Below are 13,891 nucleotides of genomic sequence, written 5' to 3'. Positions count from 1 at the left end.
ACCCGGATTACAAGAGCGCCGCACTGTGGCAGTTTTGTGAAACCTTACGCCTGCGCCCAGTCCAGTGCAGTCCAGTCCGGCAGGAACTGGTCGCAGATGCGGCGCAAAGCGGGGGCGTCGGCAGCGCTGGTGGTGTCCTGAATGCCCACCAGATAGAAGCCGGCATCATGGGCGGTCTGGGCAGCGTAGAGCGCATCCTCGCACACGGCGCACCCGGCGGGCTCCGTACCGCCAAGGCGGTGCAGCGCCTCCATAAAGGGGGCGGGGCTGCTCTTGCTCATAGCACCCCGCGCCTCGATGTAGAAATCAAAGTATTCGTCGATGCCAAGGCGGGTCAGCACGGTGCGGCACTGGCTGCTCCATGTGTTGGAGCAAATGCACATCCGTGCGCCCTCGGCCCGCAGCCGGGCAAGGGTGTCCCGCACGCCGGGCTTCAGTTCCACCTTCTCGTACAATTGGGCGATCACCTCGCGCATCACGTCCAGATAGCCGTTCCTGTCCAGCGGCAGCGCATACTCCCGGATGAGGTACTGTGCGCCTTCCTCCATGCCCATGGTCAGCAGGGTCTCGTGCAGGTCTGCCTTCGGGGTGCGGCCAAAGCGCGCCAGCAGCGCCTCCGGGGCGCCCTCCCATACCACCACCATGCTGTCGGTCAGGGTGCCGTCCATATCAAAGATCCATTGTTTGCAGTGCATACGTTCCTCCTGTTGTGCGCCCTCCGGGCCGCCTTTATACTCATCTCCGGTTAGTATAGCACGAAACTTTCACAGGAAAAAGGCATGATCTCTTAAAATTCGGGAGAATTTTACCTGAAAGTATGGTATAATTATAACAATTTTAGAAAATACCGGGAACGTGCACGGGAGGGCTTGATATGGAACGCAGAGAACCCACGCAAAAGGCGCTGGTGCTGGCAGGCGGCGGTGCGCGCGGCAGCTATCAGGTAGGCGTCTGGCGGGCTTTGATGGAGCTGGACTGGCACCCGCAGATCATCACCGGCACCAGCGTGGGCGGGCTGAACGGCGCCATGTTCGTGCTGGATCTGTACGAGACCGCCCGGGATATGTGGCTGACCATCCGCAGCCGGGATGTGATGGAGCTGCCGGAGGAAAACGCCGACCTTTCTGCCCTGCACCAGTTTTTGCGCCGGGTGGTAAAGGAAGGCGGCATGGATGTGACCCCGCTGGAGGAGATCGTGGAGCGGGTGCTGGACGAGGACGCGCTGCGGGCAGCGCCCATCCGGTTCGGCATCGTGACGGTAGAGCAGCGCGGGCTGCGCCCCCGGGAGCTGACGCTGGAGGATATCCCTGCCGGGCAGGTGCGGGACTACCTGATGGCTTCGGCGGCCTGCTTCCCTGCATTGCGGGCACGGCAGATCGACGGGGTAAAGTTTCTGGACGGCGGGTACAGCGATAACATGCCCACCGGCCTTGCCAAGACCATGGGCGCAGAGGAGCTGGTCTGTGTGGATCTGGAGGGCGTGGGCATCACCCGCCCCAATCTGACCGGCCTGCCCACCACCATGATCCGCAGCTACTGGGAGCTGGGCGATATCCTGCACTTCGACCCCGACACCGCAAAGCGCAACATGGAGTTGGGCTATTACGACACCCTGCGCGCCTTTGGCCGCATCCGGGGCTGTGCCTACGCGGTGGACAGCGGTGCGGACAGCAGCGCCGATGCCGAAGCTTTCCGCGCAGCCTTTGACGCAGTGCAGAAGGAGGTGCGGGAGAAGTACCCTGTCACCCTTACCGCCGACGCTGCTTTGCTGCTGGCACGGATGAAGGACGCCCAGCTTGCCCCGCTGGAAGCCGCCGCTGAGGACGCCGGGGTGGACCCCACCCATTTCTACACCACCCGGACGCTGGCCCAGGCGTTTCTGACGGCGTGCGACAAAGAGCGTATGGAAAGCTTTACCCCGCTGTTTACAGGCAGCAGCACCGCCGGGCAGGCGGCGCTGGCCGCTTTGCTGCCCAATACATTCTTACAGGCGCTGGTGTGGCACACTTTGACCGCATCGGCTTTGCCGGAGGTGACAGAAGATGAAGGTTTATAAAGGCGTATCCGCATCCCCTGGGCTGGTGCTGGGTCAGGTGAGCCGTCTGGAGCACCATGTGGAGACCTTCAGCCACGGGCCTTTCAACCCGGAGCGGGAGCTGCGGCTGCTGGCAAACGCCGTGCACACGGCGCAGAACGAACTGGACTCCATGGCGGAGCGCGCCGCCCCCACCGAGCAGGCCATCTTTTTGTTCCAGAGCATGATGCTGGACGATGAGGGCATGATGAACGAGGTGCGCTTTTGCATCAATGCGGGCATCAGCGCCTCGGCGGCGATGCATCAGGTGGGGCAGCGCTACGCCGACCAGCTTGCCAACATGAAGGATAACCCCTATATGCAGCTGCGCAGCGTGGATATTCTGGACGCCACCCGCCGGGTGATCAACATCCTGACCAACCGCCCCCGGGTGTGGCTGGCGCTGGATCATCCGGTGATCCTTGCCGCCGACCGGCTGATGCCCACCGACCTGTTCAGTGTGCCCTCCGGCATGATCTTGGGCGTCATCACCGCCGAGGGCAGCGGCCAGAGCCATGCCGCCATCATTGCCCGGGCAATGAACATCCCGGGCATCGTGCAGGTGGGCAAGGATTTTCTGGACGACTGCGACGGCCGCACCGTCATTCTGGACGCAACCAACGGCAACTGCATCCTTGACCCGGATGCCGTCGCCCGCCAGCAGGCGGAGGCCAGCATCTGCCAGCTCCAGCGCGAGGACGCGGAGATGAAGCAGCTGCACAGCCTGCCGGACGAAACGCGGGACGGCGAACCCTTTGAGCTGCTGGCAAACTGCTTCGGCCCGGAGGATATCGACACCGCCATGCAGTCCGGTGCAAAGGGCGTTGGGCTGCTGCGCAGCGGCTACATGATGCTGCCCGGGCGCATTCTGGACGAGCAGGAGCAGTATTTCTTCTATTGCTCCTGTCTGGCTGCCGCAAACGGCTGCCCGGTGACCGTGCGCACCTTCGACTTCGGCTCCGACCGCACCGTGGCCGATGCCAATCAGGGGCCGCAGTCCTCCAAGCTCGGCCTGCGCGGCATCCGCAACAGCCTGCGCCAGCCCCAGCAGTTCCAGACCCAGATCTGCGCCTTGCTGCGCGCCGCCGCCCGGGGGCCGCTGCGGGTGATGTTCCCCATGGTGACCGATGTAGAGGACTGGGACGCCGCCATGAGCATTGTGGAGCACTGCCGCCAGAGCCTGCGGGAGCGGGGCGTGCCCTTTAACGAGAACACCCAGTTCGGCGTGATGCTGAGCATCCCCGCCGCCTGCCTGACCGTGGAGGACTTTATAGCCCACGGCTGCGATTTTCTGGTCATCGGCACCAACGACCTGACCCAGTACACCCACGCCGCCGACCGGGAGCTTGCCAGCGCAGAGCACTACTACCGCCCCGCCAGTCCGGCCATGAAAAAACTGATCACCATGGTGATGGATGCCGCCAGCGCGCACCACGTCCCTGTGACCATCTGCGGCCTTGCCGTGGGCAACCCCGCCAACACGGCGCAGTACCTGCACCTCGGTCTGCGCAGCTTCTCGGTAAGCCCCCAGAACCTGCTCAAGTTAAAACAGGCTCTGCTGGACACCGATGCCCACCCGGATGCAGAGGAAAATGCCTGAAAATGCTTTTACAAAACGTAATATAACGCAAAATAATAAGAGGCTGTTGCACAAAATCCTGTGCAGCAGCCTCTTATTGCTTATTACTCCAGATTCCCGGTCAGGGTCATGACGGCGGAGAGCACCGCCAGCGGGGCGGTCTCGCAGCGGAGGATGCGGGGGCCAAGGCCCACCGTTTTTGCCCCGGCGCTCGCGGCCATTTCGGCCTCCTCAGCGGCAAAGCCGCCCTCGGCGCCGGTCACGATGGCAAGGCGCAGCTTCTGCCCATCGGCGGGCTTTGCCTCCGCCAGCAGCTGACGCAGGGGCGCGCCGCCGCACTCGTAGCAAAACAGCACCAGATCGTACTGGTCAAAGCTGCGGCATACCGCCCCAAAGTTCGGCAGCGGCAGGGCTACGTCCGGCAGAACGCCCCGGCCGCACTGCTTGGCGGCTTCCAGCGCAATGCGGTTGTAGCGCTCGTTCTTCTGCTCCTCCTTTTTGGGTGCAGCCACGCAGTAGCGGCTGAAGAAGGGTACGATGTGGGCAGCGCCCAGCTCCACCCCGTGCTTGATGATCTGTTCCAGCTTGTCCTGCTTGGGATAGCCCGCCAGCAACGTCACCTCCACGGTGGGCTCGGCGGCGCTGGGATAGCCCGGCTCTACGGCAAAATCCACCCTGTCTTCCCCAAAGCCGGTGATGGTGGCGGTGTACTCTACGGCGTTGCCGTCGCAGAGGATGACGGTATCTCCCGGCTTTGCCCGCATCACCCGGGCAAGGTGATGGGCGTCCGCACCCCGCAGGGTGGCGGTACCGTCGGAGATCTCGGTGGTAAAGTAGCGGTGCGGCATACTGTGCGCTCCTTCTTACAATATTTGAATCTCAGGCCTTTTTGCAGACGATGCACTCCCAGCCGCGCTTTTCCTTGACTTCTGCCACGGCGAGGCCGGCCTTTTCCAGCCCGGCGATCACCTCGTCCTTGCGGCTGTCGATGATGCCGCTGGCAATAAAGGTGGCACCCTCGGCCATCAGGCCGGGCACGGCGGGTGCAAGGCTGAGGATGGCGTTGGCCACGATGTTGGCGGTGATGATATCATAGGTGCCGCTGGCCTTATCGGACAAATCGCCCACCAGCACGGTGAGCTTATCCTGCACGCCGTTCAGGGCTGCGTTCTCCCCAGCGGTGCGCACCGCCACAGGGTCGATATCCACGCCCTCGGCGCTGGCAGCGCCCAGCTTGAGGGCGGCAATGGCAAGGATGCCGCTGCCGGTGCCGATATCCAGCACCCGCTCGCCGCCGCGCACCTGCTCGTCCAGCGCTTCAAGGCAGAGGCTGGTGGTCTCGTGACCGCCGGTGCCAAAGGCAAGGCCGGGGTCAAGGATCAGCTTGACCCGGTCGGTGTCGTACTGCTGCCACGAGGGCACCACAGCCAGACGGCTGCCGATCTCCATGGGGTGGTAGTATTTGCGCCAGCCGTTCTGCCAGTCCTCCTGCTCCACACCCTCGGTCTCCACGGTGTAGGGGATGCCAGCGGCTTCCATGCGGGCGGCGATGAGCGCCAGCGTCTCCACCTGAGAAGCGCCCGGCTCCAGATACAGATGGATGATCACGGTATCCCGGGGCTTGTCCAGCAGCTCCTGCTCGATCAGGTCCACATGGGCGATCTCGGCCACCTGCTGCTCGATGTCGCTGTAATCCTCGATGTAGATGCCGCCCTCGGCGATCAGGGTGGCAACGGCTTCGGCGTTTTCGGCATCAGCCTTGGTCACGGTCAGGCGGATATCGGTCCATTCCATAGTACAAGTCTCCTTTTTATCCTTGCCCTTCCGGCAGCGCCGGAGGGAAAAATTCTGTTACCTGTATAGTACCCGATTCTGCGCCCGGATGCAAGCCCCTTGGCAAAACCGGCGGCGCTGCCGCCCGAAAGAGTGCACAGATTGACTTTCGGTAAAACATCCGGTATGCTATACTGGACAAGGCAAAAAATGTGATGCTGCGCAAAGCGGCATCGGAAAGGGATCTTTATCGTATGTGTACCAAAACCTTCACATGGCGGCTGCTCACCGGCCCCGAGCTGACCGAGGTGTATCTGAACGAGATGCGCCGGGATTTCCCCGCCGGGGAGCTGAAGCCCCTGAGCATGATCCTGACCAGCGAAGCGGAGGGCACCGCCCACACATGGGGCGTGTTTGACGGCGACACGCTGGCGGCTTATCTTTTGATGGTGCGGCCGGAGGGCTGCCGGGTGAGCCAGCTGGATTATTTCGCCGTGGTACCCGCCTACCGCGCCCACGGCATCGGGGCGCAGCTGCTGGCGCAGCTGCCCGCCCAGGAGGGCGACGCCGAAGCGATTCTCATCGAGGCCGAGATGCCGGAAAAGGCCGAGGACGCCGCCATGGCCGTGCGGCGTCTGGGCTTCTACGCCCGCTGCGGCGCATGGGACACCCACTACACCGAGCATCTTTTTGACGCATGGTTCCGCATTCTGGTGCTGGACTGCCCGGGCTGTTCCTCCCTTGCCCCGGAGGCTGTGGTAGAGGCACTGGCCGACTGCTACCGCCGCACCATCAGCCCCACCCAGTGGCAAAAGCACGTTCAGTTCTTTGCCCCGGACGGCAGCGTGTGCGGGTAACCAAACCATCAGATGCGCAGGGCGCGGAGGAAGCTTCCATGAGTGAATTTTCACACCTAAAAAACAAGCTGCTGGCCGAGCAGGTGGAGGACCAGATCTACCACTACATTCTGGACGAAGCGCTGGAGCCGGGGGCAAAGCTGCCCAACGAGTTTGCGCTGGGCGAAAAGTTCCGGGTGGGGCGCAGCACCATCCGCGAGGCGGTCAAGCTGCTGTCCAGCAAGGGCATCGTGGAGGTGCGGCAGGGCTCCGGCACCTATGTGGTGACCACGGTCAAGGGGCTTTCCGACCCGCTGAACCTGCGCAGCGTGCAGGACAAAAACGCGCTGGCTTTTGATCTGGTGAACGTCCGTCTGCTGCTGGAGCCGGGCATTGCGGAGATGGCGGCGCAAAACGCCACCCCGGAGGACATCGAGCGGCTGCGGCGGCTCTGCGAGCGGGTAGAGACCAAGATCCACGAGGGCGACCGCTACATCGAGGACGACATCGCCTTTCACACCTGCATCGCCGAGAGCAGCAAAAATCTGGTGGTGGGGCAGCTGATCCCGGTCATCGACACGGCGGTGATGATGTTCGTGAACGTCACCCACAAAAAGCTCATCGATGAGACCATCACGACCCACCGCATGATCACCGAAGCCATTGCCAACCACGATCCCATCGGCGCAAAAGCCGCCATGGTGATGCACCTGAACTTCAACCGCAGCTACATCAAAAAAGTCTACGATGGCGAGGACCCGGATGACGGCACCATCGGCATGGCGGCGTATGTCAATTGATACACAAAACTGATTGAAAATGCGCTCCGCTTTGCTCTGCGCATAGTCAGCGGAAAAATATTTTTTATAGAGCAATGCCGGAGCGTCTGCGGACGCTCCGGCATTGCATTTTCACGGGTGGGGTCGTGAAGGGAAGCGGCAACTGCAGCGCCGCTTTCTGCGAAAGCGCGGCGCTGCCGGAAAGGCTTTGACTGAGAGGGTCCTTCTCAAAGTCATCAGATGACTTTTTCTCCTCTTTTTTCTCAAAAGCCGCTTTGACGGCTGATTTTGGGCAAAATTCGCCCGGATTTGGGCAGTGTGCATGATGTATCCCAGAGTTTTTGCACAAAAAGTAGGACATACCCGTGACAACTTGCAAAGAGACGTCTGCGGATTTACAATAAAGCCACAAAAAGGTCCAGCAGAAAAAGGACGAAAGCAAGCAGTATTTGGAGGTAATGAATATGGAGTTGCGTTCACAGGAAGTCCGCACTTTAGCACCCGAGAACGACCCGCTGAAGATGGGTATGGGCTGGAAGGTCGAGGACCTTGCAAAGCCCCAGATCATGGTGGAGAGCACCTTCGGCGACAGCCATCCCGGCAGCGCCCATCTGGATCAGTTCGTCAAGGAGGCCGTGCAGGCGGTCAACGATAACGGCGGCAAGGCGGCCCGCTATTTTGCCACCGATATGTGTGATGGCATTGCACAGGGTCATGACGGCATCAACTACTCGCTGCCCCACCGTGACGCCATCGTCAATCTGGTGGAGGCACAGGCCAACGCCAGCGTCTACGATGGCGGCGTGTTCATCGCCAGCTGCGACAAATCTGTGCCCGCCATGCTCATGAGCATCGGCCGTTTGAAGGACATGAGCGCCATCGTGGTCACCGGCGGCGTCATGGAAGCCCACACCCTGCCCAAGGAGTATGTGGTCAGCGACCCTGCCTGTGCCATCAACGAGCTGCTGACGCTGGAGCAGATCGGCAAGTTTGACGCATGGGAAAAGACCGGCGTCATCCCCAACAGCCAGCTGGATTACTACAAGCACAACGCCTGCCCCAGCTGCGGTGCCTGCTCCTTCATGGGTACCGCCTCCACCATGCAGATCATGGCCGAGGCACTGGGTCTGATGCTGCCGGGCACCGCCCTGATGCCCGCCACCGCCCCGGAGCTGAAGCAGGCCGCCTACGATGCCGGCAAGCAGCTGATGGAGCTGGTCAAGAAGGGCATCACCGCCAAGGATATCGTGACCAAGAAGAGCTTTGAGAACGCCATCATGGTGCACGCCGCCATCTCCGGCTCCACCAACGCCACCATGCACCTGCCCGCCATCGCGCATGAGTTCGGCATTGAGATCGACGCCGACACCTTTGACCGGATGCACCGCGGCGCACACTACCTGCTGAACATCCGTCCCTCCGGCGACTGGCCCGCACAGTACTTCTACTACGCAGGCGGCGTGCCCCGGGTGATGGAGGAGATCAAGTCCATGCTGCATCTGGACGTGATGACCGTCACCGGCAAGACGCTGGGCGAGAATCTGGAGGAGCTGAAGAAGAACGGCTTCTACCAGCACTGCGATGCCATTCTGGCCGAAAAGACTGCCGGTTTTGCCCGTCCTGTCAGCCGCGAGGACATCATCCACAGCTTTGATAACGCCAAGGGCACTGACGGCAGCATCGCCATCCTGAAAGGCAATCTTGCCCCGGAGGGCTGCGTCATCAAGCACACCGCCTGCCCCAAGAATATGTTTGAAGCCACTCTGCGCGCCAAGCCCTACGACAGCGAGGAGGCGTGCATCTCCGCTGTGCTGCATGGTGAGGTGAAGCCCGGTGACGCCATCTTCATCCGGTACGAGGGCCCCCGCGGCAGCGGTATGCCCGAGATGTTCTACACCGGCGAAGCCATCTGCGCCGACCCGAAGCTGGCTTCCAGCGTAGCGCTGATTACCGACGGACGCTTCTCCGGCGCAAGCCGCGGCCCGGTCATCGGCCATGTCAGCCCGGAGGCTGCGGTGGGCGGCCCCATCGCACTGGTGGAGCAGGACGACCTGATCCAGATCGATGTGCATAACCGCAAGCTGGCCATTGTGGGCGTGAAGGGCGAGCCCAAGACCCCCGAGGAGATGGACGCCATCCTCGCCGAGCGCCGCGCCAACTGGAAGCCCAAGGCTCCCAAGTACACCAAGGGTCTGCTGAAACTCTACTCTCAGCACGCCGTCAGCCCCATGAAGGGCGCATACATGGAGTAAACCGCTCCGCATAAATAACAAAAAGTAAACTGTCCGGTGCGTTTTGCCGGACGGCTTGGATAAGTGCAACCAAAAATCACGAAACGGAGGAAATTTCTATGACAGCAGTTGCAACGCCCGATGCGGCACGGCTGGTTTTTGCTGCCGTGGCAGGCCTGATCCTATTGCTCATTCTCATTATCAAGTTCAAGGTACACGCCATGATCTCCATCCTGATCGGTGCGGTGGGCATCGGCCTGATGGCCGGTATGCCCCTGTCCGACATCATCGGCTCGGTGAACGAGGGCATCGGCAACACCTTAAAGGGCATCGCCCTTCTTGTGGGTCTGGGCTCCATGTTCGGCGCCATTCTGGAAGAATCCGGCGGCGCACAGACCTTGGCTGTGACCATGGTGCGGAAGTTCGGTGACGAAAAGGCCGCGTGGGCACTGGGCATCACGGGTCTGGTGGTGGCCATGCCGGTGTTCTTTGATGCAGGACTTATCATTCTCATCCCGCTGGCCTTCTCTCTGGCAAAGCGCACCAAGCGCTCCGTGCTGTACTACGTCATCCCCCTGCTGGCCGGTCTGGCGGTCGGCCACGCCTTCATCCCTCCCACGCCGGGCCCCGTGCTGGTGGCTACCATGCTGGGCGTTGACCTTGGCTGGGTCATCCTGATTGGCATCTTCTGCGGCATCTTTGCCATGATCGCCGCCGGTCCCATCTGGGGCAGCATCTGCGGCAAAAAGTACATGATCGAAGTCCCCGAACACGTTGCGCAGCAGGCAGACATTGACGAGAGCAAGCTGCCCAAGTTCGGCACCATCGTGGGCATCATCATGATCCCGCTGCTGCTCATCATCGCAAACTCTGTGGCAAAGGTGGTGCCCGCACTGGCCGGCATCCAGCCTGTTCTGGCCTTCCTCGGCGAGCCCTTCATGGCACTGCTGCTGGCTACCATCGCTGCTATGTACCTGCTGGGCACCCGCCACGGCTACACTAACGCCCAGCTGGAAAAGATCATGACCAAGTCTCTGGAGCCCACCGGCATGATCCTGCTGGTCACTGCCTGCGGCGGCGTGCTGCGCTACATGCTGCAGAACTCCGGTCTGGGCGATGTCATCGGCAACGCCGTGGCAAACGCCAGCCTGCCGCTGGTGCTGGTGGCCTTCATCGTGGCTGCTCTGGTGCGTATCTCGGTGGGTTCCTCTACCGTGGCTATGACCATGGCAGCCGGCATCATCTCCGCTATGCCCGGCCTTAGCGCGCTGAGCCCGCTGTACCTCGCCTGTGTCACCGCTGCCATTGCAGGCGGTTCCACCGTCTGCTCCCACTTCAACGACTCCGGCTTCTGGCTGGTGAAGAGCCTTGTGGGCATGGACGAAAAGACCACCCTCAAGACCTGGACCATCATGGAAACGCTGGTCGGCGGTGTGGGCTTCCTGGTAGCCCTCATCATCTCCTTCTTTGCCTGAGCGCCTGTCCGGGGCCTGCACCCCGGGATAAGCGTTGGGAGATATCCTTATTCATTTACCTCGTTACCTCCTTCAAAAACAGCCGCTCCGGGTGCGCCCGGAGCGGCTGTTTTTTGCGCCTGCGTGACCCGGTCACGGAAAAGCGGGCTGCGTATGGGGTATACTGATGGTGTCAGTAAAACACAACACCCATTCAGGAGGGAAAAAATATGGCAGTCATCAACATTACCAAGGAAAACTTTGCACAGGAAGTGCTCCACAGCGAAAAGCCCGTACTGCTGGACTTCTGGGCCAGCTGGTGCGGTCCCTGCCGGATGCTGAGCCCCGTGGTGGACGAGGTAGCCGAGGAGCGCACCGATGTAAAGGTGGGCAAGGTGAACGTGGACGAGCAGCCGGATCTGGCGGCGCAGTTCGGGGTGATGAGCATCCCCACCCTGCTGGTGTTCGAGCAGGGCAAGCTGGTGCGTCAGGCCGTGGGCGCCCGCCCCAAGGCCGGTGTGCTGGAGCTGCTGGGCTGAATTATCGTTTTGAATGTGGTACAGCGGAACGCCTGCGGGCGTTCCGCTGTCCTTTTTTACGGAAATGGTTGGCATCAATTCAAAAAAATCATCCACGCTTCTACAAATGGAATCATAAAACCAAAGCAAAAGAAAAACAAAAGATCCAGCACAACTTTCATCCATCTGGCAGAACGTGTGCCGAAGGACATGGCATGGATGATGAAAAGGTTGATCTCGCCCCTGCGGCGATAATAGCCTGTCTGTTCAAAACTGTTCCAGATCTCCAGCGATAAAAATTCAATGCCTGCACACAACGGGAAAATGAGGAAAGACGGCATCCAGCCGTCTGCCCGAAAAGAACCATCGCCAAGACCATACCAGTGCACCGCAATGGTGCCGGGGCAAGCCAAAACACCCCACAGGGCAAGCGCAATGCTCAGCCCAAGCAGGGCAGTGCGCACGGAATGCCAATCTACTGTATGTTGCCGACGCAGCATGGTAAAGAAATCTTCCAGCTGGATGGTCGGTGCGGCATCGGCATCTTCTGGAGCGCGGCAGTGCATAAGGTCGGCAAGGGTCAGCCCCAGAGCATCTGCCAGCGGTTCCAGTGTGTTGATATCCGGCAGACCGATGCCCCGCTCCCAGCGGCTGACAGCCTTGTCGGTAACGTGCAGCTGTTCAGCCAGCTCAGCCTGTGTCAGCCCCTGCGCTTTGCGCATCCGGCTCAGATAATTTCCGAAGGTTCTGGCATCCATTTTATCAACTCCCTTGGAAAAAGCATAGCATAAGGCCGCGCAAAACGCAATCGACGCTTTGTTTACCCGGGCAAAAAGTGTTTGGATAGCTTGAATGCAAACAACAAAGCGCCCGCCCTATGGTTCGAGCAGAACCACGGGGCGGGCGCTTATTTTATATGGAGTTCAGAAGAAAAATGCGGGATTCAGCTTACAGCTGGGGGCCTGCGGAGACCAGAGCCTTGCCGTGCTCGTTGCCCTCGTACTTGGCGAAGTTCTTCACGAAGCGGCCGGCCAGATCCTTTGCCTTCTCTTCCCACTGAGCGGCATCTGCGTAGGTGTCGCGGGGATCGAGGATGGCGGGATCGACACCGGGCAGAGCGGTGGGGACCTCAAAGTCGAAGTAGGGGATCTTCTTGGTGGGAGCCTCGTTGATAGCGCCGCTCAGGATAGCATCGATGATGCCGCGGGTATCCTTGATGGAGATGCGCTTGCCGGTGCCGTTCCAGCCGGTGTTGACCAGATAAGCCTTTGCGCCGCTGGCCTTCATCTTCTTGACCAGCTCCTCAGCGTACTTGGTGGGGTGCAGCTCCAGGAAGGCCTGACCGAAGCAAGCGGAGAAGGTGGGGGTGGGCTCGGTGATGCCGCGCTCGGTGCCTGCCAGCTTTGCGGTAAAGCCGGACAGGAAGTAGTACTGGGTCTGCTCCGGGGTCAGGATAGAGACCGGGGGCAGAACGCCGAAGGCGTCAGCAGACAGGAAGATCACGTTCTTTGCTGCGGGAGCAGAAGAAACGGGACGCACGATGTTCTGGATGTGGTTGATGGGGTAGGACACACGGGTGTTCTCAGTGACAGACTTGTCAGCGAAGTCGATGTGGCCCTCGGCATCCAGAGTGACGTTCTCCAGCAGAGCGTTGCGCTTGATGGCGTTGTAGATATCGGGCTCGGACTCCTTATCCAGGTTGATGACCTTAGCGTAGCAGCCGCCCTCGAAGTTGAACACGCCGTTGTCGTCCCAGCCGTGCTCGTCATCGCCGATCAGCAGACGCTTGGGATCGGTGGACAGGGTGGTCTTGCCGGTGCCGGACAGGCCGAAGAAGATGGCGGTGTTCTCGCCGTTCTTGTCGGTGTTGGCAGAGCAGTGCATGGAAGCAATGCCCTTCAGCGGCAGGAAGTAGTTCATCATGGAGAACATACCCTTCTTCATCTCGCCGCCGTACCAGGTGTTGACGATGACCTGCTCCTTGCTGGTGATGTTGAACAGCACAGCAGTCTCGGAGTTCAGGCCCAGCTCCTTGTAGTTCTCGACCTTAGCCTTGGAAGCGTTGTAAACAACGAAATCAGGCTCGAAGTTCTCCAGCTCCTCAGCGGTGGGACGGATGAACATATTGGTAACGAAGTGTGCCTGCCAGGCCACTTCCACGATGAAACGCACTGCCATGCGGGTATCCTTGTTGGCGCCGCAGAAAGCATCCACGACGTACAGGCGCTTGTTGGACAGCTCCTTCTGAGCGATCTCCTTGACAGCCTTCCAAGCCTCCTGGGAAGCGGGGTGGTTGTCGTTCTTGTACTCATCGCTGGTCCACCACACGGTGTCCTTGGAGTTCTCGTCCATCACGATGAACTTGTCCTTGGGAGAACGGCCGGTGTAGATGCCGGTCATCACGTTCACAGCACCCAGCTCGCTGACCTGACCCTTCTCGTAGCCTTCCAGCTCGGGATTGGTCTCCTCTGCGAACAGCTGCTCGTAGGAGGGGTTGTGCACGACTTCAGTCGTGCCGGTGATGCCATACTTGGTAAGATCCAACTTTGCCATATTTGCGTACCTCTACTTTCGTTTGATCCTTACATAACTCTGTGTAGGAGATGCAGCGCCATTTATGGTACGGACACCGCATAAGGGGGAGACA

12 protein-coding genes are annotated in these 13,891 nt (G+C 60.6%); 7 read left to right on the top strand and 5 right to left on the bottom strand.

The features are described from left to right. Window positions 1-44: 44 nt before the first annotated feature. Window positions 45-695, bottom strand: a complete 651-nt coding sequence (locus MTP43_RS00800) for an HAD family hydrolase (RefSeq protein ID WP_113620674.1) — start codon at window positions 693-695, stop codon at window positions 45-47. Window positions 696-874: 179 nt separating this feature from the next. Between MTP43_RS00800 and MTP43_RS00795 the strand changes: the two genes are divergently transcribed. Next, window positions 875-2,056 carry a patatin-like phospholipase family protein gene (locus MTP43_RS00795; RefSeq protein WP_113620673.1) on the top strand — a complete coding sequence of 394 codons (1,182 nt, stop codon included), beginning with the start codon at window positions 875-877 and terminating at the stop codon, window positions 2,054-2,056. Then, window positions 2,043-3,674: a phosphoenolpyruvate--protein phosphotransferase gene (locus tag MTP43_RS00790; RefSeq protein WP_113620672.1), complete on the top strand. Its 1,632-nt coding sequence runs from the start codon at window positions 2,043-2,045 to the stop codon at window positions 3,672-3,674. The genes MTP43_RS00795 and MTP43_RS00790 overlap by 14 nt, the downstream gene beginning before the upstream one ends. 83 nt (window positions 3,675-3,757) lie before the next feature. On the opposite strand, the gene MTP43_RS00785 is transcribed toward MTP43_RS00790, so the two are convergent. Together MTP43_RS00785 and prmA are read right to left on the bottom strand one after the other, a co-directional pair. Beyond that, window positions 3,758-4,501 (bottom strand): RsmE family RNA methyltransferase, encoded by a 744-nt coding sequence (locus MTP43_RS00785; protein ID WP_015537187.1) that lies wholly within the window; start codon window positions 4,499-4,501, stop codon window positions 3,758-3,760. A gap of 31 nt (window positions 4,502-4,532) precedes the next feature. After that, window positions 4,533-5,447 (bottom strand): 50S ribosomal protein L11 methyltransferase, encoded by a 915-nt coding sequence (gene prmA / locus MTP43_RS00780; RefSeq protein WP_249234988.1) that lies wholly within the window; start codon window positions 5,445-5,447, stop codon window positions 4,533-4,535. Window positions 5,448-5,680: 233 nt separating this feature from the next. Between prmA and MTP43_RS00775 the strand changes: the two genes are divergently transcribed. The 5 genes from MTP43_RS00775 (at window position 5,681) to trxA (ending at window position 11,265) form a co-directional block, all read left to right on the top strand. Next, a complete protein-coding gene (locus MTP43_RS00775; protein WP_249234987.1) occupies window positions 5,681-6,283 on the top strand; it encodes a GNAT family N-acetyltransferase in 603 nt (200 codons plus the stop codon). Window positions 6,284-6,321: 38 nt separating this feature from the next. Continuing rightward, window positions 6,322-7,062, top strand: a complete 741-nt coding sequence (locus MTP43_RS00770) for a FadR/GntR family transcriptional regulator (protein ID WP_249234986.1) — start codon at window positions 6,322-6,324, stop codon at window positions 7,060-7,062. A gap of 449 nt (window positions 7,063-7,511) precedes the next feature. After that, window positions 7,512-9,293, top strand: coding sequence for a dihydroxy-acid dehydratase (ilvD, locus tag MTP43_RS00765; protein WP_442900607.1), 1,782 nt, complete (start codon window positions 7,512-7,514; stop codon window positions 9,291-9,293). A 98-nt stretch (window positions 9,294-9,391) separates the two neighbouring features. Beyond that, a complete protein-coding gene (locus tag MTP43_RS00760; RefSeq protein WP_117928980.1) occupies window positions 9,392-10,747 on the top strand; it encodes a GntP family permease in 1,356 nt (451 codons plus the stop codon). 209 nt (window positions 10,748-10,956) lie between these two features. Continuing rightward, the gene (gene trxA / locus MTP43_RS00755; protein ID WP_005921611.1) at window positions 10,957-11,265 is read left to right on the top strand and encodes a thioredoxin; all 309 of its coding nucleotides are present in this window, start codon (window positions 10,957-10,959) and stop codon (window positions 11,263-11,265) included. Between the two features lie 74 nt (window positions 11,266-11,339). Here trxA and MTP43_RS00750 read toward each other — a convergent pair whose 3' ends face one another. After that, entirely contained in the window at window positions 11,340-12,002 is a 663-nt protein-coding gene (locus tag MTP43_RS00750) for a helix-turn-helix domain-containing protein (RefSeq protein ID WP_249234985.1), read from the bottom strand. Window positions 12,003-12,192: 190 nt separating this feature from the next. After that, on the bottom strand, window positions 12,193-13,797 hold the full coding sequence (gene pckA, locus MTP43_RS00745) for a phosphoenolpyruvate carboxykinase (ATP) (protein ID WP_005921605.1): 1,605 nt from the start codon (window positions 13,795-13,797) through the stop codon (window positions 12,193-12,195). Window positions 13,798-13,891: the final 94 nt, after the last annotated feature.

Source organism: Faecalibacterium sp. IP-1-18 (assembly GCF_023347355.1).
GTDB classification, from domain to species: Bacteria; Bacillota; Clostridia; order Oscillospirales; family Ruminococcaceae; genus Faecalibacterium; species Faecalibacterium prausnitzii.
The sequence above is the reverse complement of the archived record's forward strand: the minus strand, read 5'-3'. Positions and strand labels throughout refer to the sequence as shown.